The sequence below is a fragment of the Clostridium sp. MCC344 genome, assembly GCF_018785365.1.
Lineage (GTDB): Bacteria > Bacillota > Clostridia > Lachnospirales > Lachnospiraceae > Pilosibacter.
Genome location: NZ_WQPQ01000056.1, coordinates 226,168 through 248,148 on the forward strand (window position 1 = coordinate 226,168; position 21,981 = coordinate 248,148).

Genomic DNA, 21,981 nt, shown 5'->3' on the forward strand with positions numbered 1-21,981 from the left:
TATTTTATAATTCCTGTGTCAGTGGTACCCAATGCTCACCCACAATATCTTCGGCAAATTCAAAGTTTCTCTTTGCTTCTTTTTTCAAAGTCGCCTGTTCCATTTCTTTTTTATAATCGCCCTTGGCATAGGCCACATTGCTCAATGCTCGGAGCATCTTATCTTTTGCCAGCTTCTTCATAACCTCCGCAAGATCAGCGTCCAGAGTACCACGCTTCACATAGCGGTTTATGGTATTCAGCCGTTTCTCATAAATCTGCTTCAGCGGATGATCGTCCGCAAGTTCTCGCTGTTCTCTACCTTTCAGATTACCGATCTGACGGCAAGTGCGGTGCAGCTTGTCCCCCGGTGCATAGCCACCGCAGTATTTGGTGTGCCTTGCGTTGGTGGTCAGAAACCACTTGCCGCAGATCCGGCATTTCTTCGGTGCATGACCAACACATAAGCCCTCAAAAAGATCAGACCGGAACATCCCTACAAAGGATACATAGTGCATCCGCTTGACCAGCTTCGCAACTTTTTCGCCGGGACGGATGACGGATACATACTGAACGGAATTGTTCAGGGTAGACATCCAGGCATTGCCTTCCGTGATGGAAAACTCCGGCGGGAAATAGCTGCCGAACATTTTTGCAAAACCCTCTGCGGTGCGGTCTGCTTCGTTGCCGTCTGTTTTTTCTGCAAAATCAAGCATGGCCGTTTGGTATTCCCCAAGGGAGTATGCCAGATGCCCGAAAACTGCGGTATAGCGTTGGAGCATCATCGCATCGGTAAAGTTCTGGATTTCTTCAAATTGCAAAGAATTGGTTGCGGCTTTTATGGCAAACTCCACATATTTCAGCGCATTGTCCACAGTAAAGACTTTTTCAATCCGTTCTCTGTGCTTTGAGATATTCATATAGGAGAACGGCGGTGTTTGACTGAGAATATCAAGCATCGTCAGAGCAGCTTCCTTTGCAATAGGACAGAGTGCAGAAGCATCCTGTCCGGCATTCAGCATCCCGAGCAGCAGATTGATTTTCTCGCATTGCTCGTTCATTTTTGTAATAGTATCCGCAGGAACATTCAGTGCATCACAGGCAAGCGTGCCGACAGGGAATGTTTTGCCCTCATATATGACCGTATCCTGCCAGAAGTCCAATGTCATCAATTCTTGGTTCATGCTTACCTCCTGTCCTGTTTTTTCACTTTCTTAATTGTATCATGCTAATGTAAAGAAATCTACATCTATCAATAAGTTGTCCTGTTTTTTGAAACGGAGTTGTCCTCCGATTAGCCTGTTTTTTGAGAAATCCGTCATAACCATAATAGAAGGAGCAAAGCACCTGCCAATCACTGCGGGTGCTTCGTGCTTTCCAGAATATTATGAACGGAGGTTTTTTTATGACAATCTATGAAACCATCAAGGCGGCAATTAGCGTGAAGCAAGCCGCCGAACACTACGGGCTGAAAGTAAACCGAAATGGTATGGCTTGCTGTCCATTCCACAACGACCGGCATCCGAGCTTGAAGCTGAACGAGGATTATTTCTTCTGCTTCGGCTGCGGAGCCAAAGGGGATGTGATCGACCTTGTGGCAAGGCTGTTCGATCTGAGCAGTTATGAAGCAGCGCAAAAGCTGGCTTTGGACTTCGGGCTTGACCCGAAACCGCCCACTGCCGCAGCTATGGTCAAGCCGAAGCGTCCCTATATCCGTCAGTTCCGGGAGGATGAAATGCTGTGCTTCCGGGTGCTGACGGATTATTTGCATCTGTTGGAAGATTGGAAAGTGCGCTATGCTCCCAAGACGCCGGAAGATGCTCTGGATGACCGTTTTGTGGAAGCCTGCCAGATGCACTGCCATATCGAATATATGGCAGATGTGCTGACGGTGGGTGATCTGGAAGAACGGGTGGCATTGGTGGACAAGCTGATGCAGGACGGCAAAATTGCTTTTCTGCAAGAGTATACCGCACGAAAGAAAAAGGAGGTGGCGCACCATGGCGAAGAACCGGAAAACGCCTGATATGAACTTGCCCATGTGGTTTGACGGGCAGAACATCAACGAAGCTCTGTTTTGTGAAGAATTTCTGCAAGAGCGCAGGATCATCTTCGCAAACGGAGCTTTTTTCACGCCCGATGGTCGAGTGACGGACGATCTTCCTCTGCGTGGGGAGATTTACGACAAGCTGAAATTCTGTGCCGTAAACAATATCCCCCGGAAAATCACCAACATTCTGGAAGTGCTGAAACTGGAAGCGCAAGTGCCGGACTTTCCACCGGAGCAGGATCGGATTCATTTGTCCAACGGTACGCTGCTATTGAACGGCACATTTACCGAGGGCAGACCGGCTATCGTGCGGAGCCGTTTGCCGGTTGCTTACAATCCCGATGCTACTGCGTCGGTGATCTGGCTGAACTTTCTGGACGGACTGCTCCATGCGGAGGACATTCCCACCTTGCAGGAGTTCATCGGCTACTGCCTGATTCCCTCCAACAAGGGACAGCGTATGATGGTGATTAAGGGCAATGGCGGCGAGGGCAAATCCCAAATCGGAGCTGTGCTTTCGGCTATCTTTGGCACGAATATGAAAGACGGCAGCATCGGCAAGATTTCTGAGAACCGCTTCGCCCGTGCCGATTTGGAACACATTCTCCTGTGCGTGGATGATGATATGCGGATGGAAGCTCTGCGCCAGACCAACTATGTAAAATCCATTGTCACCGCACAGGGCAAGATGGATTTGGAACGCAAAGGCAAGCAGAGTTATCAGGGCTGGATGTTCGCCCGATTGCTGGCATTCAGCAACGGTGATCTGCAAGCCTTGTATGACCGCAGTGACGGATTTTATCGCAGACAGCTTGTGCTGACCACCAAGGAAAAGCCAGTGGACAGAGCTGACGATCCCGACCTTGCGGAGAAGATGAAAGCCGAATCCGAGGGTATCTTCCTGTGGGCATTTGAAGGCTTACAGCGGCTTGTTGCCAACAACTTTAAGTTTACGGAGAGTGACCGTATCCGGGAAAACCGGGAAGCGGTCAAGCGTGACAACAACAATATCTTTGATTTCATGGATTCCGAGGGATACATCCAGCGTAAAGCGGATGCGTCCATCAGTTCCAAGGATTTCTATGAAATCTACCGGATGTGGTGCGAAGAAAATTCCCTTGCACCGCTGAAAGCCCGCAGCTTCAGCGACGCCATGATTGCCAATGCCGGGAGATTCAATCTGGAACATTGCAACAATATCACCAACTCTGCCGGACGGCGGGTTTGGGGATTCATGGGAGTGGAAGCCATTGCACGACCTCATATAAATGGGTTTTACGGAGATTCGCCGTGTACGTACGTACCGCAGGACATTCCGGAGGAATGGCGGCAGGTCGAGTAAATCCCATTACTGGTACGTATGTACGCAGCAAAAGAGCGTAAAACGCTCGTTATAGAAACAGCACGCATCCTCTCGTTCGGGTTGTTTCTATGTCCACAGGTTTTTGAAAAAGTGTCTGTGGACACCGGCTGCAAGAGGAAGTTGACACAGAACAGCTTCATGCAGACGGGCTGACCATGGGAAAAGGCGTGGACATTTTCGCCTTGGTCAGCAGAGGTCACCGCAGTGACCGCATTCCCCCTCGGGAGAGCCCTCGGAGAGCCCACGGCACTTTGCAGCCAGTATGGATGAAAGTGTAATAGTGGGTTATTACACTTTGAAAAAGTGCCGTTCTCCAGCCCTCCGCTGTATGCAAATCTCAAAGAAAGGAAAAATCCAATGGCAAGAAATGATGGAATAGACCGTACCGTAGCCAGAAATCAGGACTTGGAAACACCGGCTGATGTGGCTAAGGTACAGGAACACAATGAGCGTGAAAAGGACAGCTACAGCAATCAGGACATCGTGCCGGAACGCACTTCTCTGAACGTCCATTTCAAAGCACCCACGGACGATTATGTAAAAATGTTTGAGCAGATGGAACAAGACGGCGTGATCTCCACCAGAGGTCTGAAACCGGATGCCGTCAAATACGGTGAGTTGGTATTTGATGTGAATTCCGCTTATTTCTACAATCATGGCGGCTATGAATTTGCGAAAAAGTTTTATGCCGATGCCTACAAAGCTGCTGCGGAGATCGTAGGCGGTGAGCAGTATATCCTCTCCGCTGTGATGCACGCCGATGAGCGCAACCGAGCAATGTCCGAAGCTTTGGGCGAAGATGTGTACCACTACCACCTTCATGTGGTTTATATCCCGGTGGTGGAAAAGCAGATACTTTGGTCGAAGCGATGCAAGGATGAAGCCCTCCGGGGAACCGTTAAGGAGGTCATCACACAGGTCAGCCGCAGTAAGAAATGGGAGTCCAAGCCGGTGCTTGACGAGGACGGTAATCCAATGTTGAACGCAAGAGGAAAAAAGATTTTGAGGTCATCCTACAGTGTGTTGCAGGATGACTTTTTTCATTTCATGCGAGTTGCCGGATATACCGATCTGGAGCGTGGAGAACGTGGAAGCACCGAGGAACATCTGACGGTAACGCAGTTCAAGGTACAGGCTGAACAGCAGCGTTTAGATGCCGTGACCGGACAGGTGGCACAGGCCGAGCAGAGTTTGGAGAATGCCAAAGCTGCCACGGAGAAACAGAAAAAGAGACTGGAAGCTCTGCAAAGGGAAACCAAGACGGCAAAGACCATTGCGCTGACGGTGCAGGATATTGAAGCGATGGGCAAGAAAAATTCCATCACCGGAAATATTTCGCTCACACCAGATCAGTCCGATACGCTCAAACGCTATGCGGTCAACGGCATTATCGCCAACGCTGACAACAAGCGGCTGAAGGAGAAACTGGCTTCCGCAGAAAAGACGGTTTCCATCTGGAAACAGCGGTATGAAGCAGTAAACGAAAAATATATGGAACTGAAACAGAAAGCCCAGCCTTTTCTGGATGCACTGGAAATTGCATCCGAAAGGGTTCGGGCTTTTATCAATTCTATCCTCATCAGAGGAAAGGAAACGCAGGAACACAAACACCCTGCCCGGAAGCGTGGACAGGATATGGAACTTTGATGGAGGAATCGCCTATTGAAGAAATATTATGAGGAAGCGAAATATAATGCGGCATTTGACCGCTGTGTGGATGTTATGAGCCAGATGCTCCAGAAGTACGGGCATCAGGTTTTGGATAAATTAGAGCAGGATACTCCGCAAACGGTGGAGTGTTCCAAGGATGATAAGCAAGCGCAGCCTTTGACGGATAAGGCTGCGTAAAAATTTACAATTTACACGTTGCGTACTTGTTGCGGCTATGCTATAATATGTACGCAACGTGTATTTTTGCTTTTTTGGAGAAAAGACGAATGGATTGTAAAAACAGAATTATTAAGTTGCGTGAAAGCACAGGACTGAACCGGAAAGATTTTTGCAAGCTCGTCCATATTCCTTACCGGACTATGACCGAGTGGGAATTGGACAACCGCCATGCACCGGATTATGTGCTTAGACTTTTGGAGTATTATATCCGCAACGAGGGATTGATGGTAAAAGAAATGAGCGAAGGAGGTGGCGATTCTGAAAAAGAAGCAACTTAAATGTTATCTATATACGAGAGTGTCCACCTCCATGCAGGTAGACGGATACAGCTTGGATGCCCAGCGGGACAAGTTGCGGAAGTATGCGGCATACGAGGATATGGTCGTTGCCGGGGAGTATTCTGACGAAGGATTTTCCGGCAAGAACATCCAAGGGAGGCAGGAGTTTCAACGGATGCTGAACGACATCCAGGACTGCAAAGACGGCGTTTCCTATGTGCTTGTCTTTAAGCTCTCCAGATTTGGCAGAAATGCAGCCGATGTTCTGAACTCTTTGCAGCTCATGCAGGATTTTGGTGTCAACCTGATTTGCGTGGAGGATGGCATTGACAGCTCCAAGGATGCCGGAAAGCTTATGATTTCCGTGCTGTCTGCGGTGGCGGAAATCGAGCGAGAGAATATCCGCACACAGACAATGGCAGGACGGGAGCAAAAGGCTCGTGAGGGCAAATGGAACGGCGGTTTCGCTCCCTATGGATACAAATTGGAAAGCGGAAACCTTGTCATTGCGGAGGATGAAGTGGAAGTAATCCGTGTTATTTATGACCGCTACATCCATACCAATGAGGGCGTTGCCGGAGTTGCTAAATATCTCAACCGCACCGGGTTTGTGAAGAAGCTGCGGCAAAATAACACCATCCCCGGATTTTCAAGGAACTTCGTGCAGGACGTACTGGATAATCCCGTTTATATGGGTAAAATTGCTTATGGCAGACGGAGAACCGAAAAGAGGCAAGGTACAAGAAATGAGATGCACGTGGTCGAGCAGTCGGAGTTCCCTGTTTACGATGGTCAGCATGAAGCCATCATTTCCGAAGAAGATTGGTATCTGGCACAGGAAAAGCGCAAGATCAATTCCTCTAAGCGGGAAAAGGTCAACAATCCAGACCACGCACACATCCTATCCGGTATTTTGAAATGCCCGTGTTGCGGAAAGAGTATGTACGGCAATATTGTCAAGGCTCATAGCAAGGACAAGAAAACACGGTATTATTACTACTGCAAAAATACGGTTACGCCGACGGGACATGAGTGCAGCTTCCGGCTGAATATCGAGCAGACGGAAATCAACAAATTTGTGGCGAAGGTCATCTCCGCTATGGTCAGCAATCCCCGATTTATAGAAGCAATTCAAGCGAAAATTGGAACGGCGGTTGATACAGAGGATATGGAAAAGCAGATCGCCGTTCTGCAAGGACAGCTAAAGCAAGCCTTTGGAACGAAAAGCCGCTTGGAGCGTCAGATGGATACTTTGGACATCAACGATGCCCACTATGACAGAAAAATTTTGGATTTGCAGCGCCGATATGATGAACAGTATGATACGATAGAAGAAATCGAAGTTCAGATTGGCGAATTGCAAAGTCAGATACGCAGCATCCAGCAGGAGAAAATCTCCGGCGATAACATTTATCGGCTCTTACTGGCATTTGATGAAGTCTACCATTCCGCAACGGAAGCAGAACAGAAAGAGTTTATGAAAGCCTTTATCGAGCGAATTGAGATGTTCCCGGAAAAGAGAAAAGACGGAAGCTGGATAAAGAAGATTGTATTCAACTTCCCTGTGCCTGTTGATGGCGAGGAAGTGAAAGAACTTCCCTTGGAAACTGAAACAACAGTCGAGACGGTAGCTCTTTTAACTAAAAAAGTGACTTAGGAAAGAAAAAGAGAGACTTCCAGGTTGAGATGGAAGTTCCTATTAGTCCTGATATGCATAAGGAGTATAAGGAACAGAAACCAACTTATGAGAATATCAAAAAGTATATCATGGAGAAGCATGGGGTGAAGGTGCATACTGCTTATATAGCAGAAATAAAACGGGATTGTGAATTGGATATGCGTCCTAATTATAATGTTTCAAAGAAAGAGGCTCCTGAGATAAAATAATGTACTCCAGAGAAAAGGGAATATATCATGGAGGCACTGAGGTATTATAAGCTGGTAGTGTAGTTTACAGGGTAGAGAAGAAGTAGTAGAGAAAGTGCATACTGACGCAACAGAAGAATTGGACGTAGCGGTCGAGGAAGATTTACCGCAGAAAAAAGCGGACAACATACCTGAGTGGCCGGATGGAATTCTTGATTATTTGGATGAGACGGAAAGAAATAAAGTATTAGAATATGCATGTAATCTGCAGATAAGTCAAAGTACACGATTGCATAAAATGTTGGTCCAATACAAGAAGAATATTGCAGATTATAAGTCAAAGCTGAAAGAAGCACAGAGTAGACCATACTATAATCCAAGACATAACAAACCAGAAACGAGCCTGAATTGACTAAGCAAGAGGCACAGGCATTCGTAAAGTATAATGATGATATCAAAAATCATAGATGGGCTTCAAAACCGCAAACTACCCAAAATAAATCGGTGGCCGATATAATACCAAATTTGGTAGCAGTATTTATAATGATTTTGAATTATAAAAGTGTTACAAAATATCGGCATACCCGCTACAGCTCCCTATTTCGTGTGACCTATGCCGACGAGATGTATCTGGCGGCAGCAGATGCTATACTGGCTGTCAACGACCAGCTGGAAAAGCAGCTGCGGGAAATCAAAGCCGACCACTCGGGTCGGCTGCGGTTGGGCATCAGTGTGCAGCGATCCATGCAGATTCTGCCCAAGGTCATTCCTGCTTTTTCGGCAGAAGTATCCCAAGGTCACTCTGGATTTGACGGAACGGGGTTCTGCCAGCCTGGAGGAGCTGTTGCAAAAGGGGACCATTGACCTGGTCTTCGTCGCCATGGAATCCACCGGCACCAATCTGGTCTATGAGCAGCTTATCGAGCAGGAAACCATTAGCATTCTGGATGCCAGAGACACTGGGATCGTGGCCCGCATCGAGTCCGGCCCCCCATCACCTTGGCGGATGTGGAGAGAGACTTTTGTGCCGATGCGGGAAGGGCATTCCATCCGGGTAGTGCAGGACAAGCTCTTCTATCGCTCTGGCTTTCATCCCAAGATACTGCTGGAGACAAACACTTTGGAGGTGGGCAAGCGGGTGGCGGTTGCCTCCGGTGCCTGTATGCTGATGTCCAATATCTATATAGATGAGTTTATCCGCAGAAAACGAGGGGAGTTTTACCCTTTGAAAGATTACGAAAACTACCGCCATCTCTACGCCTGCCACAGTAAGGAGTAATTTATGCCCAAGTACCTCCGGGACTTTATTCAGATTACAACCCGTGTTCTCTTCGGGAAAAGTATGTAGTATTGGTAAAAATACCGCCGCAGGCTGCCTGATACAGACAGCATACGGCGGTATTCCCGTTCATCCCGGCATCGCCATGGACATCTTGGGAAAACTGCACAAAAGCGTTTTTTGTATAACATTTGATTATACAAACCGGATTTTTTGGGTATTGGATAATTTTTCCTGCACCCGGTATAATGAAAGCATCTAGATAACCGCGGTAATTGATGAACGAAACAAATCACAAAAAGAGAAAGGAAAGAAAGATATGTCATACTTAGGTCTTGCAGGCTTCGCTCTGATGATTCTGATCGTAGCCCTGCTGCTCTGGGGAAAGAGTACACCTGCGGTGGTTTTCATTCTCCTTCCCATCATCGTTGGCTTTGCTGTCGGCTTTACCGCTGAGGAGATGAGCGGATATATTGCCTCCGGCGTGTCCGGTGTGGCGACCACGGCAATCCTGTTTATCTTCGCGGTTCTGTTCTTCGGTGTTATGAACGATGCCGGTGTTTTCGATGTGATCGTGGGCAAGGTTCTGAAACTGGTGGGCAATAACATTACACTGCTGATGTTTGCCACGGTGCTGATTGCCTTCATTGGCCATCTGGATGGCTCCGGTGCAACCACCCTGTTGATCTGCATCCCTCCTCTGCTTCCTATTTATAAGAAAATGAATGTGCGGCCCATCAACCTGCTGTGCATCACAACCCTGACCATGGGCGTTATGAATATCGTGCCCTGGGGTGGCCCCTGCGGACGCACCGCCGCCGCGCTGGAAGTCGGCACCTCTGAGATCTGGAGGTATTGCATCCCCGCACAGGTTGTCGGAATTGTTCTGATCCTTGGCCTGTGTGTCCTGCTCTCCCGGAATGAAAAAAAGCGTGGAGCGGGCTACAACCCTGCCGCCGAGGCGGAGACCGTCAGCGTGGAAACTGTCGCCGAAGTGAATGAACTGCACCGTCCCAAGCTGTTCTGGTTCAACATTGCCCTGATCGTGGCGGTTGTGCTGATGCTGACCATGACCAAGGTGGCAACACACATCACCTTTATGATTGCTCTGGCCATCGGCCTGACGGTCAACTATCCCTCCCAGAAGATGCAGATGGAGCGTGTCAAGGCCCACGCCACCGATGCTCTGACCATGGCCTTCACGGCACTGGCTTCCGGTGTTCTTATCGGCATCATGGGCAAGAGCCCCATGCTGGACGCCATGACTCAGATGGTTCTGTCCGCCATGCCCGAGAGCATGGCTCCCCATCTGCACGTGCTGTTTGCCGCTGTCAACAGCCCGCTGAGTATGTTCATCCACGGTGATGCCCTGACTTATGGCATTCTGCCCATTGTCAACCAGATTGTGTCTGTCTACGGAATCCCTGCCGCTGCTGTGGGCGCAGCCTTCTTGATTACTTTTGGCCCTGCCATTTACATCATGCCCATGACTGCTGCTACTTACATGGGCCTTGGCCTGACCAATGTGGAACTGAAGGATCATATCGCCTTCTCCTACAAGTGGGCATTCGTTCTGGCAAGTGCCATGCTGGCCTTCGTTCTCGTCACCGGCATCATTCCCGTATAATCCGCAACAACCGTTACGGCTGCCTCAGGGGATTCCAGGGGCAGCTATCTTAACAAACAAAGGAGTGTTACTATGCGTCAACTTGATCTTTCTGCCTTTGAGGCAGCTGTTACCTCTGAGAATCTGGCTGTGCGGGGAATGCGTGTATTTCAGGCTGGACAGCTGATCGCGTACTACCAGCCGGAGCCCGAGCAGCGTCAGAACCAGTATTCCGGCACCAAGAGCTTCACCTCCACCGCCTGCGCCTTCGCTGCCCAGGAAGGGTTGTTCTCCATGGATGATTATGTTCTGGATCACTTTGCGGAGGACGCACCGGAAAATCCCAGTGAGAATCTGAAAAAAATGAAGCTCCGCCATCTGATTACCATGTCCATGGGCTTTGAAAGCCCCATGCTGATGGGAGCCATGCGTCCCAAGATGGTGGAGAAGGACTGGGTAAAATTTGTGCTGAAGGCTCCGGTGGTTCATGAGCCGGGCAGCGTTTTCCAATATAACAACGCAGGTCCCTATCTTCTGGGCATTCTGGTGCAGAGAAAAACCGGGATGTCGCTGGTGGACTATCTGATGCCCCGGCTGTTTGAGCCCCTGGGAATTTCCCGTCCGGAATGCGAGAAGGACCCCTTGGGCAACACCTTTGGCGCCGGCGGCTTGCAGCTGAATGTCAGCGAGTTTGCCAAGCTGGGGCTGCTGTACCTGCAGAAGGGTCAGTGGAACGGAAAACAGCTGATTCCTGCCCAGTGGGTGGAAGAAGCAACCCGCAGCCATATTGTCTCCGATGAAGGCGATGACGAAATTGGCACCGACTATGGTTTCCTGTTCTGGATGATGCCTGATGGAATGTTCCGCGCGGACGGAAAGTATGGTCAGTACTGTGTGGTCGTCCCCAGGAAGAATGCGGTCATTGCCATCAATTCCATGCAAATCGAAAACGAGAAAAAAGTTCTCCGGGCGGCTGTCAGAACGGTGCTTCCTCTGCTATAATATAGCCAACAACGGGATTTCCCGACAACAGGAAAGGAAGCGCGCCATGGATCGCAGAGAAATCGAGTATGTTATTGTGATTGCCCAGGAGAAAACACTATCAAAAGCAGCGGATCGCCTGTTTGTTTCCCAACCGGCTCTCAGCAGATTCCTGCTGAAGCTAGAGGATGAGCTGGGGCTTCCTCTGTTTGAAAGAAGAAAACGGCAGCTGATCCCAACATACGCAGGGGAACTTTATCTGGCAACAGCGCGCAGTATCCTGCAACTCCAGCAGAAACTGGAAAAGGAACTGGATGCGTTGAAGGAGGTCGATCACGGAAAACTGTCCGTGGGAATTACCCCTGGACGCGGTCATACCATTCTGCCCATGATCTTACCGGATTTCCGAAAGCAGTTTCCGGATTATGAGCTTCGGATTTTTGAGGAAGATGTGGACACACTGGAGCGTATGCTCAGTGACGGGACCATTGAAATTGCTTTTTTCACCATGTCTGAAAAAAGCAGGTTCACGCAAAAACGGTTTTGCTGTGAGTTGATCTCTCAGGAGGAAATTGTACTGTGTGCCCCGAAAAACGGCCACTATGAGCTGCTTTCCAAAAACGAACCCGGGCGAAAATATCCGTGGATTGATTTGAAGTATCTTGAAAACGACTGTTTCCTTACTCTGAAAAAGAAAATGCGGCTGGGACAGCTGGCTTCGGAAATTCTGGAAAGTCATGCGATTTCTCCCAGAATTGCGGAACTGAGTACCATTGATACCGTTCTGTCCCTGGTGGCACAGGAATACGGTGTGGCATTTGCCAGCAGTTTCCGCATTGAGAAACATGAGACTGCCGACAAAATCAGCTTTTTCTCCTTTGGAGAACACCCAGAGGTTTGGGATTTTGTTGCCGCATATAAGCAGGACTATCTGGTTTCACAACCGGCTAGATTCCTGATTAATCTGGTTGGTGCTCTGTACTGATTCACTCCCCTTTCTGAGGTCAGACAGGTGGGAAACCATACCGCTTATTTCGAGAGGAATTTACAAAGGAGTGACATGAATGATCGATATTGTTGCACTGGGGGAAATCCTGATTGATTTTACGCCCAGCGGAGTAAATGAGCAGGGAATCGCTATGTTCGCCCGGAATCCCGGTGGTGCGCCAGCCAATGTGTTGGCTATGAACAACCGGTTGGGAGGAACCTCTGCCTTCCTTGGTAAAGTTGGTGCAGACGGATTCGGCCGTTATCTGCGGCAGACACTGACAGAATGCGGCATCTATGATGCCGGTCTGGTAGAAGACAACTCTATTCCGACAACGCTGGCATTTGTTCAACTGAATGAACAGGGAGACCGATCCTTTTCTTTCTACAGAAAACCGGGAGCGGATCTAATGCTGAAAGCATCGGAGGTTCGCAGAGATCTAATCGACCAGTGTAAGATATTCCATTTTGGATCAGTGTCTCTGACTGATGAACCTTGCCGCAGTGCATGTCTTGATGCTGCGGCCTATGCAAAGCAGCAAGCTAAGAGAATCAGTTTCGATCCAAACTACAGACCGCTACTTTGGGATACGGAGGCAGATGCACGGGAACAAATCATGCGAGGTATTGCTTTGGCAGATATCTTGAAGGTATCTGAGGAAGAACTGCTGCTGATTACCGGAACAGCCGATCTGGAGGCGGGTTCCAAAATCCTGATGGAAAAGGGACCTTCTCTGGTGCTGGTAACGCTGGGAGAGAGGGGAGCATTCTACCGTAACCGAACCCACGCGCAGCTGATTCCTACATACCCTGTGAAAGCTATCGATACGACAGGATCAGGGGATGCGTTTGTCGGCGCAATGCTCTGGTCGTTGAAAGACCTGCCTGAAGAGGAATTATTCCTTGGTGACCTGAGCCAAATAGTGGACTTTGCAAATGCCGCAGGAAGCCTCACTGCAACGAGGGGCGGCGCAATTCCAGCATTGCCATCCATAGAGGAAATCCAGGTCTGCCGTCAGAAAAAAATAGGAATTTTGTAGTTTAAGCGGCTCATGGGTTTCTTAGGTTCATCCAATGAATTAATGCATTCATATGATACTGAGATAGGCTCCCTACTCAGTTCATGCATTCTTGAAAATCCCCAGAACTTCATCTTCTTCCCGGATGAAGCTCTGGGGATTATTTCGTTTTGGAATGAATGCCCACAAACCATTTCCCATTTGTGGGTACTCATTTCAAAGCGGGCTGAGATTCCAAAGGGATGGCAATTCCTTTTGCTCAGGGTTGCCCGGCATTGCTGCCGAGCATAAAGAAAGCACCGACCAGATTTCTCTGACCGATGCTAATAAACTGCTATTCTATTGAGATTTACAAATTTCGATTTGTACTTATTTCTTAAACAGCTCAGAATGTGAAGCAAGGCGAAAAAGCATCAAAACAAGAACATCTCCACGAATCTCATAAATAAGCAGCCAGTCCGGTTCGATGTGACATTCACGAGTACCTTTGTAGTTTCCTGTAAGGTCATGATCCCTGTGTTTTGCATCCAGCGTACCGCCATTCGCCAGAATATCGATTACCTCAAACAGCTTATCCAGATTCTTATTTTGCTTTTTGGCAAGCTTCAAATCCTTTTTAAACTGATTGGTAAACTACGCATCATATTTCATACTTCAAGTGCCGCCTTCAAAGCATCCATATTGGAATATCTCGGTGCAGAAGGATCAGACAGCATTTTCCGTCCTTCCTCAATCGCAGCGGTTGTAGTATTATTCGGTACTTCCAGTTTTAATTCAAAAGGAATACCATGCTCACGGATAGCGGTTCTCAGGAACATATTTACAGCAGTTGTCATATTCAGACCAAGTTCATTGAAGATTTCCTCCGCCTGATCCTTGATTGCCTTGTCTATACGAATATTTAAATTAGTTGTTGCCATACAAAACACCTCCATTCAAGTATAGTATACTCAAAAACACGTCTAATATCAACACATTGTCATTATAAAAGATGCATAAATTCTGTTAAAGGTGAATTGAAAGAAGATGAAATTTAAATGGTTAAATGAAAGTGAAATAATGATGGAGGGGGATAAAATAGAAGCGGATTTACCGTTAATTATAGACAATATCCGTGCAGGTATGGGAGTTGGACTATTGTTCCCGGTCACTTTATTAATCGTTCTTTTTATTTTTGCAAGGCAAAAAAATAATAAATGAAATCTTTTTCCCCAAAGTGGAAAAAAGTCTGAGAATAGCCAACGGCGGTACAGGCTTAAGGAGCCGAGCGGGAAGCTTGCGAAATTTTTTATAGATGAAATTCTGCAGGAAACCATGTATAATAGAGATACTGGATCAGCGAAAAATAAAACGAATGAGGGAATTTGGGGTATGGAAGGAAATTTAACAAAGGGGCCTATTATGAAGACCCTGGTGAAGCTCGCTGTCCCGATCATGGCATCGGCATTTCTGGGGACGCTTTACAACATTACGGACATGGCGTGGATCGGCCTTCTGGGATCAAAGGCAGTAGCGGGAGTCGGCGTCGGGGGAATGTTTACCTGGCTTTCGCAGGGGCTGGCGTCCATGGCGAGAATGGGCGGACAGGTTCAGGTGGCACAATGTATCGGGCGCGGAGACCGGGAAAAAGCCCACGGATTTGCCCAGGCTGCAGTGCAGCTTTCAGCGGCAATGGGAATCGCGTATGCGGTCCTCTGTCTCATATTTGTCAATCAGATGGTAGGATTTTTCAGACTTGAGGATGTGGAGGCCCAGGCGGCAGCGCTGGCTTACACAAAGATCGCCTGCGGACTGATTGTATTTTCATTTTTGACATTGACACTCACGGGACTCTATACAGCTCAGGGAGACTCAAAAACGCCGTTTATGGCAAATCTTATCGGACTCATGACAAACATGATCCTGGATCCGGTCCTGATCCTCGGACCGGGGCCATTTCCGAGACTGGGTGTAACCGGGGCGGCGATCGCTACGGTGACGGCCCAGGCGATCGTGATGAGTATCATGATCCTTGGGATCATTGCGCGGAAGAAGGAGAATGTGTTAAAAGGAACCAGGCTTTTTGCGAAGATCCCGGCTGAATTTTTAAGGGGGATCTGCAGGATCGGAATTCCAACCGCGATTCAGGGCATGGCATACTGTGGAATTTCCATGATCCTGACGCGAATGGTGTCCGGATACGGTGCGGAGGCAGTGGCAACGCAGAGGGTCGGCGGTCAGATCGAATCGATCTCCTGGAATACGGCTGATGGCTTCGCGGCGGCGTTAAACGCGTTTGTGGCCCAGAACTATGGGGCAGGGGAGAGAGAACGCGTCCGGAAAGGATATCAGGTATCCTTGTGGACGGTCGGAATCTGGGGAGTGCTGGTCTCTGCCGTATTTATCTGTTTCCCAAATGCGATCGCGGATATCTTCTTTCATGAGCCGAAGGCGGTTGCGACAGCTGTGGGCTATCTCGTGATCATCGGATTCAGCGAGGCGTTTATGTGCGTGGAGCTGACGACGATCGGAGCACTGTCGGGACTCGGAAGAACGAGACTCTGCAGCGTGATCAGTATTGTGCTCACGAGTGCCAGAATACCGCTTGCCATCGTTCTTAGCGGTATCATGGGGCTTGACGGAATCTGGTGGGCGCTTACGTCCACGTCGATCGTAAAGGGAATTATATTTACATGCACGTTTTTCTGGATCATGAGAGAAAAAAGCGCGTGAGCAGGCAGTGCGGCAGGATGAGCTGAGGCATGATTATAGAAAGGTTTCCTTTGCAGTGCCTGACGAATGAGGAGACGGAAGTCTTAGAAAGTTCTGGTATGAGGAAAACAGTATGGAACGGTTGATATTTCATGTGGATGTGAACAGCGCCTTCCTCTCCTGGGAGGCGGCGAAGCGTGTAAAGGAGGGGCTGCCGGATCTTCGGGAGATCCCGTCCTGTATCGGCGGGGACCCAAAGCTAAGGCGCAGCATCGTTGTGGCGAAATCGATCCCGGCGAAAAAATACGGGGTGACAACAGGGGAACCTGTGGCCCTGGCACTGCGGAAATGTCCGGATCTCGTGTGTGTGCCGGGTGATTTTGCGCTGTACCAGAGATGTTCCCGGGCGTTTAAGGAGATCTGCGCATCCTATGCGCCTGCGATGGAGTCCTTTTCGATCGACGAGGTGTTTCTCGACATGACCGGTACCCATCTGATCTATCCGGATCCGGTGGTGGTGGCCCACGAGATCAAGGATAAGATCCGGGATGAGCTGGGCTTTACGGTGAATGTCGGGATCGGAACGAATAAGCTGTTAGCGAAGATGGCATCGGATTTTGAAAAGCCGGATAAGGTTCATACGCTTTTTCCGCCTGAGATCCCGAAAAAAATGTGGCCGCTTCCGGTGCGGGATCTTCTGTTCCTTGGAAAGGCATCGGAGCAGAGACTTTTACAGGAAGGAATTAAGACCATCGGAGATATGGCGCGGAGCGGGGAAGCTGAGCTTAAGCGGATCCTGGGAGAAAAGGCCGGGCATCAGCTTTACCGGTATGCCAACGGTATCGACGATTCCCCGGTGCGTGCGGAGCGGGAGGAAGCGAAGGGCTACAGCGCGGAGACGACCGTGGAAGAGGATCTTGTGACGTATGAGCAGGCACTGGCGCTTCTGCTTGCCCAGTGTGATGTGGTGGCTGCAAGGATGCGCAGAGACGGGAAAAAGTGCAGCTGTGTGGCGGTGACCTATCGGACACTGGATTTTAAGACGAGGTCACATCAGAGAGCTTTTGAGGATCCCACGGATGTGACGGATGAGATCTTTGCGCAGGTGAAAAAACTGTTATATGAATGTTGGAAGTGTGAGCCTCTGCGACTGATCGGAATGGCGCTGACAGATCTTACAACGGATGATTTCAGACAGATCTCCCTGTTTGAGAATCCTGATGAACGGGAAAAACAGAAGAAAGCAGATGAGGCGTTCGACGATATCCGCAGGCGTTTTGGAAATGGAATGATCGTCCGGGGCAGTACGATGAGTACGGCCGGGAAGGTTGCGAGAAAGGCGAAAGCTCAGATGGATCAGGACGTGCGGATAAAGAAGGAAAAAGAAAAATAGGAAATTCTTTACTTGCAAATTTTCGAAGATGCGCTATAATAAGTCTTACAAAAAACAGGGGAGCTCGTTGGCGGGCTGAGAGGAAGTAATCGAACTTCGACCCTTTAACCTGATGCGGATAATGCCGCCGTAGGAAGTCATGATGTGAATTTTTACAGGGGACATGCCGCGATGGGTGTCTCCTGTTTTTATGTCATCTGACTTAAAAAGTTCGGGATTATTGTGTTTCCGAAACAGGTGGCAGAAAAAAAGTAACAAAAACCATACTTTGGGAAAGGAGGAAACGGGATCCGCCAGCAGGCGGCGGGCCGAGGGGGAGCGCCCTGGGCCATGTATGAGATCAGCGATGGGAAGCCGTGTTCCGGCGTGAGAGGATGCCAGTAAGCATCGACCGCCTTCCATACAGTGATCCGGAGAGGGGAACTGTACATTTTTATGTGGAGTACATGGTACTTCGCCTGTGGAAGCGCTGTTGTCGTACAGACGTTTCCTAAAAATGCAGCTGCGCAGGGAAGCTTTGCGGCTGCGGAAAATTTTCAAAGGAGGAATGTGTGACGGTCCGAAGGAAGGACCGGTCACGCGGAATAAAACATGAAACAGACAAATACGAAAAAATTAGCGGTGGCAGCCGTTTTCTGTGCTGTCGCAGTGGCAGGAAGCTTATTTTCATTCCCGGTATTCGGGAGCAAGTGTTCCCCGGTACAGCATATGGTGAATATTCTCTGTGCAGTCCTCTTAGGACCGGGATACGGACTGGGTGCGGCATTCGCGGCGGCGCTGATCCGGAATCTTCTGGGACTTGGAAGCCTGATGGCATTCCCGGGCAGTATGTTCGGCGCGCTGATCTGCGGGCTTGTGTATCAGAAGACACAGAATATTCCGGCGACACTGATCGGTGAGGTATTTGGAACATCTGTTCTTGGCGGACTTACGGCCTATCCGGTAGCGGTCTTTCTTATGGGAAAGAGCGCGGCAGGTCTGGCATTTTACGCATATGTGATCCCGTTCCTTGTTTCAACTGCGGGAGGTGCAGTGATCAGCGGTGTGCTGATCTACAGCTTAAAGAAAGCCAATATCCTTGCAGGGATGCAGGAAGCAATGGGACAGTAGAGGAGAGAGAAGCATGTTAAAACAGATGTTTGATCAGGTGCGGGAGAAGAGCCCGCTGATCCACAATATTACGAACTATGTGACGGTCAATGACTGCGCAAATATGGTTCTGGCCTGCGGGGCTTCCCCGATCATGGCGGACGACAAGGAGGAGGTCGCGGAGATCCAGACGATCTGCGCAGGCCTCAATATCAATATCGGTACGCTGAACAGCCGTACCATCGAGTCCATGAAGATCGCGGGAATGCGGGCCAATGAGCTGGGACATCCGGCAGTGCTGGATCCGGTGGGCGTCGGAGCATCGACACTCCGGACATCGACGGCAAATGAACTCTTAAAAACGGTAAAATTCACCGTGATCCGCGGAAATATCTCTGAGATCAAGACGCTTGCAGTGGGAACAGGGACCACAAAGGGCGTGGATGCGGATATCGCAGACCGTGTAACCGAAGAGAACCTTGATGAGGTGGTGGCATTCGTGAAGAAATTTGCGGAGAGGACAGGGGCTGTGATCGCGGTCACAGGCGCTATTGATATCGTGGTGGACGCAAAAAAAGCGTACTGCATCTACAATGGCCATCCGATGATGTCCTCCATCACGGGAACCGGTTGCCAGCTTTCTGCTCTTACAGCCGCATTTGTGACTGCAAATCAGGATCATCCGCTCGAGGCGGCAGCAGCGGCAGTCTGCGCCATGGGACTCGCGGGGGAGATCGCCCATAAACGGCTGACACCGCAGGACGGGAACGCAACATACCGGAATTATATTATCGACGCGATCTGTCATATGGACGGGGATGAGCTGGAGCACGGGGCGAAGTTTGAAGTAAAATAGGACTTGAAATTATGCCGATGCCCACATATACTGTGTATAGTATTTCAGACAGAAGGAAATGAACAGCATGGTCATTGATGAAGAACTTTACAGACAGTATCTGCGCGGCGATGAAGCAGGACTTGAGGCTTTAATGAGAAAATACGGTAACCCGCTGACCCTATACATCAATGGCTATCTGCATGATGTCCACGAAGCGGAGGACCTGATGATCGAAGTCTTTTCCTATCTGTTCACAAAAAAGCCACGCATCCGGGACGGCGGTCTTAAGGCTTACCTGTATAAAGCAGCGCGGCACATGGCTTTGCGCCATAAAAGCAGACATCGGCTTTTCTTCAGCCTCGATGACCTGACGGAAGAGCCGGATGGAAAGACGTTGGTGGAAGAGGTCATTCGGACAAAGGAACGGGATCAGATCCTGCATATCTGTATGGATGAGCTGAAGGCGGATTACCGGGAAGCTCTTTATCTAACCTATTTTGAGGGAATGAGCTATCGGCAGGCCGCTGAGGTCATGGGAAAAAGTGAGAAGCAGATCACCAATATGGTATACCGGGGAAAAGCGCGTCTGCGTGGATTACTGGAGCGGGAGGGAATTACCAATGCGAAGTAATGAGGAACGGATCTCGGAAGTAAAACGTCGTATTGCGGAAAAAGAATACAAAAAAAGACTGCGGAGAGAATGGGCTGCAGCAGTTTGCTGCGTGGCCGCATGTCTTGCGGTGATCGTAGGTGTTTCCCTTTCCATGCCTGATACTGTCAGCCGGATCGAGAAGGGAACTTCCTCTGGCTTGGAAACAGCGGCGACGATGTTAGGCGGCAGCACCGCACTTGGATATATCGTGGTCGGACTGCTCGCTTTTGTTCTCGGCGTGTGCGTGACAGTGTTATGTTTCCGCATCCGTAGACTGAACGAAGAAGAACAGACAGGGGAGCAAAAGGGGGAAAATGCAGATGGAAGTCATCAGTAACCTCTTGCAAGCCGCGGTTACCCTGCTGGGCTTTTTCCTGGGCGGTATCCGGTATCTGAAAAGCCGGAAACAGGAGTATTTCCTGCTGACCTGCTTTTATGGCTGTTTCTTCCTTGGATCCTTCTACTGGACGATGTATCTGCTCTTATTTTCCAAAACACCGCAGGTCTTTTATGTGTCAGAGTTCGGCTGGGTAGCAAGTGTCATTTTCCTTTCCATGCTGCAATACGCGCTTTCTTCGGCAGAAGAAAGGAGATTTCCGTGCAGGAAGGCCCTGAGTGCCGTCCTGATCGGTGTTCCGCTGTGCATGTTTTACTGCACATTTGGAGATATCCTCTCCAATCTGCTCTGGTGCGGTATGATGATCATTGTTTCCTGTTTTTCTATCCGGGGACTTGCCTATGCCAGAAGGCAGAGGGGAACTGCAAATAGTATGAAATATTTTCATATCTGTGTCCTTTGCTATGTGACATTAGAATATGCCCTCTGGACTTCCGGCTGCTTCTGGCCGGGAGATTCCATTTTCAGCCCATACTGCTGGTTTGATCTTCTGCTGGCAGGCTGCTTGCTCGCTTTGCTGCCGGCAATGGGAAAGGCGGTGCAGGAATGACGTATATTGAAAATGTTTTTATCTGTATGGCATCGCCGTTACTGATCGCCGCCCTGTGCATGGGAAAACGGCAGACAAAATTCTTTCTGTTCTGCCTTGCAGGAATGGGGGCGTGTCTTCTTTCCGCTTATATCAATACCTTTTTCGCTGCACTTTATGGTGCGGATACCTTTGCCGCCACTGCGGAGATCGCCCCGGTGGTGGAGGAGGTCATGAAGCTTCTGCCTTTGCTCTTTTATCTTCTGATATTTGAGCCAAAGACGGAACAGATCAAAATCTCCGCTGTGATCACAGCTCTTTCCTTTGCCACCTTTGAAAATATCTGCTACCTGATCCAAAATGGAGCCGGACATTTTTCCTTTATTTTTTTCCGGGGGATCGGAACAGGAGCGATGCATGTGATCTGCGGAGCCATTGTAGGCGGAGGTCTCGCGTATGTGTGGCAGCGGACCTGGCTGAAGATTGCCGGAACCTGCGGTCTGCTGGGAGCAGCCATCACGGTTCACGCGATCTATAATCTGTTGATCGCTTACGGCGGCGCAGTGCAGTATATTGCCTATCTTCTGCCTGTAGTGATTTTGGCAGCGGGAAAGCTGATTGCCCGCCGTCTGACACCGTAATATAACTTTATTTTGTGATTTTTGGGAGCTGTTTTTACGCAGCTCTCATTTTTTTTGAAAAATCTGCTTCCCGGGTGAGAGTTTTTCCGTATTTTTGTACCTATATAAGTGAAAGACACTTAAGCTGAGTTTTCAGAAAGGAGGTTTTGTGTGCATGTACGATACACAAAAGCGTGTTGCGCTGGCAAAAGAGCGGATAGCGGAATCTCGCCGCCGACAGGCGCGGCGAAGCATTCGCAGTCTGTCTGTACTGTGCGCTCTGCTGTTTTTGTCTCTTCTGGGAACGGTAGGTACGGTGCAGAGCCAGCCGATGGATGCCGCGGGAATGTACGGGGCGATCCTGCTGCATGAGGGTGTGGGCGGATATGTTCTGGAAGCGGTCATTTCCTTTACCGCGGCAGTTGTGCTCACTGTTTTATATATCAAATTCAGAAATAGGAAACAGATACCATAG

Annotated in this window: 24 protein-coding genes, 1 pseudogene and 1 riboswitch; of the genes and pseudogenes, 22 read left to right on the forward strand and 3 right to left on the reverse strand. The window is 49.3% G+C overall.

Going from position 1 to position 21,981, the window contains the following annotated elements:
* Positions 1-4: 4 nt before the first annotated feature.
* A complete protein-coding gene (locus GPK90_RS13095; protein WP_154237882.1) occupies positions 5-1,162 on the reverse strand; it encodes a DUF6076 domain-containing protein in 1,158 nt (385 codons plus the stop codon).
* Between the two features lie 221 nt (positions 1,163-1,383).
* On the opposite strand from GPK90_RS13095, the gene GPK90_RS13100 reads away from it, so the two are divergent.
* The 12 genes from GPK90_RS13100 to GPK90_RS13150 all read left to right on the forward strand — a co-directional run bounded on the left by GPK90_RS13100 (position 1,384) and on the right by GPK90_RS13150 (position 13,318).
* Entirely contained in the window at positions 1,384-2,004 is a 621-nt protein-coding gene (locus GPK90_RS13100; protein ID WP_154237881.1) for a CHC2 zinc finger domain-containing protein, read from the forward strand.
* Positions 1,979-3,370 (forward strand): DNA primase family protein, encoded by a 1,392-nt coding sequence (locus GPK90_RS13105; protein WP_154237880.1) that lies wholly within the window; start codon positions 1,979-1,981, stop codon positions 3,368-3,370. The genes GPK90_RS13100 and GPK90_RS13105 overlap by 26 nt, the downstream gene beginning before the upstream one ends.
* 378 nt (positions 3,371-3,748) lie before the next feature.
* Positions 3,749-5,038, forward strand: a complete 1,290-nt coding sequence (locus GPK90_RS13110; RefSeq protein WP_154237879.1) for a plasmid recombination protein — start codon at positions 3,749-3,751, stop codon at positions 5,036-5,038.
* Positions 5,039-5,053: 15 nt separating this feature from the next.
* On the forward strand, positions 5,054-5,239 hold the full coding sequence (locus GPK90_RS13115) for a hypothetical protein (protein ID WP_007488117.1): 186 nt from the start codon (positions 5,054-5,056) through the stop codon (positions 5,237-5,239).
* Between the two features lie 89 nt (positions 5,240-5,328).
* Positions 5,329-5,559 carry a helix-turn-helix domain-containing protein gene (locus GPK90_RS13120; RefSeq protein WP_007488123.1) on the forward strand — a complete coding sequence of 77 codons (231 nt, stop codon included), beginning with the start codon at positions 5,329-5,331 and terminating at the stop codon, positions 5,557-5,559.
* A gap of 31 nt (positions 5,560-5,590) precedes the next feature.
* The gene (locus GPK90_RS13125; protein ID WP_215703180.1) at positions 5,591-7,216 is read left to right on the forward strand and encodes a recombinase family protein; all 1,626 of its coding nucleotides are present in this window, start codon (positions 5,591-5,593) and stop codon (positions 7,214-7,216) included.
* 617 nt (positions 7,217-7,833) lie between these two features.
* Positions 7,834-8,289 (forward strand): hypothetical protein, encoded by a 456-nt coding sequence (locus GPK90_RS19130; RefSeq protein ID WP_243022205.1) that lies wholly within the window; start codon positions 7,834-7,836, stop codon positions 8,287-8,289.
* The gene (locus GPK90_RS13130) at positions 8,234-8,704 is read left to right on the forward strand and encodes a LysR family transcriptional regulator substrate-binding protein (protein ID WP_243022206.1); all 471 of its coding nucleotides are present in this window, start codon (positions 8,234-8,236) and stop codon (positions 8,702-8,704) included. The genes GPK90_RS19130 and GPK90_RS13130 overlap by 56 nt, the downstream gene beginning before the upstream one ends.
* A 319-nt stretch (positions 8,705-9,023) precedes the next feature.
* Positions 9,024-10,331 carry a CitMHS family transporter gene (locus GPK90_RS13135; protein ID WP_118529552.1) on the forward strand — a complete coding sequence of 436 codons (1,308 nt, stop codon included), beginning with the start codon at positions 9,024-9,026 and terminating at the stop codon, positions 10,329-10,331.
* A 72-nt stretch (positions 10,332-10,403) separates the two neighbouring features.
* Positions 10,404-11,312 carry a serine hydrolase domain-containing protein gene (locus GPK90_RS13140; protein ID WP_118529553.1) on the forward strand — a complete coding sequence of 303 codons (909 nt, stop codon included), beginning with the start codon at positions 10,404-10,406 and terminating at the stop codon, positions 11,310-11,312.
* Between the two features lie 46 nt (positions 11,313-11,358).
* Complete coding sequence (locus tag GPK90_RS13145; RefSeq protein ID WP_182426723.1) at positions 11,359-12,276, forward strand: LysR family transcriptional regulator; 918 nt, start codon at positions 11,359-11,361, stop codon at positions 12,274-12,276.
* Positions 12,277-12,355: 79 nt separating this feature from the next.
* Positions 12,356-13,318 (forward strand): carbohydrate kinase family protein, encoded by a 963-nt coding sequence (locus GPK90_RS13150; protein WP_118529555.1) that lies wholly within the window; start codon positions 12,356-12,358, stop codon positions 13,316-13,318.
* Positions 13,319-13,666: 348 nt separating this feature from the next.
* On the opposite strand, the pseudogene GPK90_RS13155 reads toward GPK90_RS13150, so the two are convergent.
* Positions 13,667-13,930: pseudogene (locus tag GPK90_RS13155) on the reverse strand (type II toxin-antitoxin system YafQ family toxin); the annotation flags it as partial.
* Positions 13,931-13,944: 14 nt separating this feature from the next.
* Positions 13,945-14,217 carry a type II toxin-antitoxin system RelB/DinJ family antitoxin gene (locus tag GPK90_RS13160; RefSeq protein ID WP_118529556.1) on the reverse strand — a complete coding sequence of 91 codons (273 nt, stop codon included), beginning with the start codon at positions 14,215-14,217 and terminating at the stop codon, positions 13,945-13,947.
* 106 nt (positions 14,218-14,323) lie between these two features.
* On the opposite strand from GPK90_RS13160, the gene GPK90_RS13165 reads away from it, so the two are divergent.
* The 10 genes from GPK90_RS13165 (at position 14,324) to GPK90_RS13210 (ending at position 21,981) form a co-directional block, all read left to right on the forward strand.
* Complete coding sequence (locus tag GPK90_RS13165) at positions 14,324-14,497, forward strand: hypothetical protein (RefSeq protein ID WP_182426724.1); 174 nt, start codon at positions 14,324-14,326, stop codon at positions 14,495-14,497.
* Between the two features lie 171 nt (positions 14,498-14,668).
* A complete protein-coding gene (locus tag GPK90_RS13170; protein ID WP_118529557.1) occupies positions 14,669-16,009 on the forward strand; it encodes an MATE family efflux transporter in 1,341 nt (446 codons plus the stop codon).
* Positions 16,010-16,121: 112 nt separating this feature from the next.
* Positions 16,122-17,381 carry a DNA polymerase Y family protein gene (locus GPK90_RS13175; protein ID WP_118529558.1) on the forward strand — a complete coding sequence of 420 codons (1,260 nt, stop codon included), beginning with the start codon at positions 16,122-16,124 and terminating at the stop codon, positions 17,379-17,381.
* 46 nt (positions 17,382-17,427) lie between these two features.
* A riboswitch (TPP riboswitch) is annotated at positions 17,428-17,534 on the forward strand.
* Positions 17,535-17,972: 438 nt separating this feature from the next.
* The gene (gene thiW, locus GPK90_RS13180) at positions 17,973-18,491 is read left to right on the forward strand and encodes an energy coupling factor transporter S component ThiW (protein WP_015554054.1); all 519 of its coding nucleotides are present in this window, start codon (positions 17,973-17,975) and stop codon (positions 18,489-18,491) included.
* Positions 18,492-18,504: 13 nt separating this feature from the next.
* Complete coding sequence (gene thiM, locus GPK90_RS13185; protein ID WP_118529559.1) at positions 18,505-19,326, forward strand: hydroxyethylthiazole kinase; 822 nt, start codon at positions 18,505-18,507, stop codon at positions 19,324-19,326.
* A gap of 67 nt (positions 19,327-19,393) precedes the next feature.
* Positions 19,394-19,939, forward strand: coding sequence for an RNA polymerase sigma factor (locus tag GPK90_RS13190; RefSeq protein WP_021905704.1), 546 nt, complete (start codon positions 19,394-19,396; stop codon positions 19,937-19,939).
* Positions 19,929-20,297, forward strand: coding sequence for a DUF4179 domain-containing protein (locus GPK90_RS13195; protein ID WP_118529560.1), 369 nt, complete (start codon positions 19,929-19,931; stop codon positions 20,295-20,297). Before GPK90_RS13190 ends, GPK90_RS13195 begins: the two co-directional genes overlap by 11 nt.
* The gene (locus GPK90_RS13200; protein WP_118529561.1) at positions 20,281-20,907 is read left to right on the forward strand and encodes a histidine kinase; all 627 of its coding nucleotides are present in this window, start codon (positions 20,281-20,283) and stop codon (positions 20,905-20,907) included. Before GPK90_RS13195 ends, GPK90_RS13200 begins: the two co-directional genes overlap by 17 nt.
* Positions 20,904-21,527, forward strand: coding sequence for a PrsW family glutamic-type intramembrane protease (locus GPK90_RS13205; RefSeq protein ID WP_215703181.1), 624 nt, complete (start codon positions 20,904-20,906; stop codon positions 21,525-21,527). The genes GPK90_RS13200 and GPK90_RS13205 overlap by 4 nt, the downstream gene beginning before the upstream one ends.
* A 154-nt stretch (positions 21,528-21,681) precedes the next feature.
* Positions 21,682-21,981, forward strand: coding sequence for a hypothetical protein (locus tag GPK90_RS13210; protein ID WP_117485355.1), 300 nt, complete (start codon positions 21,682-21,684; stop codon positions 21,979-21,981).

Excerpts from the sequence above, each read along its gene's own strand:
- thiW (WP_015554054.1), top strand. The coding sequence starts at position 17,973 with ATGAAACAGACAAATACGAAAAAATTAGCGGTGGCAGCCGTTTTCTGT.
- GPK90_RS13170 (WP_118529557.1), top strand. The coding sequence starts at position 14,669 with ATGGAAGGAAATTTAACAAAGGGGCCTATTATGAAGACCCTGGTGAAG.
- GPK90_RS13165 (WP_182426724.1), top strand. The coding sequence starts at position 14,324 with ATGAAATTTAAATGGTTAAATGAAAGTGAAATAATGATGGAGGGGGAT.
- GPK90_RS13190 (WP_021905704.1), top strand. The coding sequence starts at position 19,394 with ATGGTCATTGATGAAGAACTTTACAGACAGTATCTGCGCGGCGATGAA.
- GPK90_RS13105 (WP_154237880.1), top strand. The coding sequence starts at position 1,979 with ATGGCGAAGAACCGGAAAACGCCTGATATGAACTTGCCCATGTGGTTT.
- GPK90_RS13110 (WP_154237879.1), top strand. The coding sequence starts at position 3,749 with ATGGCAAGAAATGATGGAATAGACCGTACCGTAGCCAGAAATCAGGAC.
- GPK90_RS13140 (WP_118529553.1), top strand. The coding sequence starts at position 10,404 with ATGCGTCAACTTGATCTTTCTGCCTTTGAGGCAGCTGTTACCTCTGAG.
- GPK90_RS13095 (WP_154237882.1), bottom strand. The coding sequence starts at position 1,162 with ATGAACCAAGAATTGATGACATTGGACTTCTGGCAGGATACGGTCATA.
- GPK90_RS13175 (WP_118529558.1), top strand. The coding sequence starts at position 16,122 with ATGGAACGGTTGATATTTCATGTGGATGTGAACAGCGCCTTCCTCTCC.
- GPK90_RS13120 (WP_007488123.1), top strand. The coding sequence starts at position 5,329 with ATGGATTGTAAAAACAGAATTATTAAGTTGCGTGAAAGCACAGGACTG.
- GPK90_RS13200 (WP_118529561.1), top strand. The coding sequence starts at position 20,281 with ATGGAAGTCATCAGTAACCTCTTGCAAGCCGCGGTTACCCTGCTGGGC.
- thiM (WP_118529559.1), top strand. The coding sequence starts at position 18,505 with ATGTTAAAACAGATGTTTGATCAGGTGCGGGAGAAGAGCCCGCTGATC.
- GPK90_RS13125 (WP_215703180.1), top strand. The coding sequence starts at position 5,591 with ATGCAGGTAGACGGATACAGCTTGGATGCCCAGCGGGACAAGTTGCGG.
- GPK90_RS13195 (WP_118529560.1), top strand. The coding sequence starts at position 19,929 with ATGCGAAGTAATGAGGAACGGATCTCGGAAGTAAAACGTCGTATTGCG.
- GPK90_RS13210 (WP_117485355.1), top strand. The coding sequence starts at position 21,682 with ATGTACGATACACAAAAGCGTGTTGCGCTGGCAAAAGAGCGGATAGCG.
- GPK90_RS13150 (WP_118529555.1), top strand. The coding sequence starts at position 12,356 with ATGATCGATATTGTTGCACTGGGGGAAATCCTGATTGATTTTACGCCC.
- GPK90_RS13100 (WP_154237881.1), top strand. The coding sequence starts at position 1,384 with ATGACAATCTATGAAACCATCAAGGCGGCAATTAGCGTGAAGCAAGCC.
- GPK90_RS13160 (WP_118529556.1), bottom strand. The coding sequence starts at position 14,217 with ATGGCAACAACTAATTTAAATATTCGTATAGACAAGGCAATCAAGGAT.
- GPK90_RS13205 (WP_215703181.1), top strand. The coding sequence starts at position 20,904 with ATGACGTATATTGAAAATGTTTTTATCTGTATGGCATCGCCGTTACTG.
- GPK90_RS13135 (WP_118529552.1), top strand. The coding sequence starts at position 9,024 with ATGTCATACTTAGGTCTTGCAGGCTTCGCTCTGATGATTCTGATCGTA.
- GPK90_RS13145 (WP_182426723.1), top strand. The coding sequence starts at position 11,359 with ATGGATCGCAGAGAAATCGAGTATGTTATTGTGATTGCCCAGGAGAAA.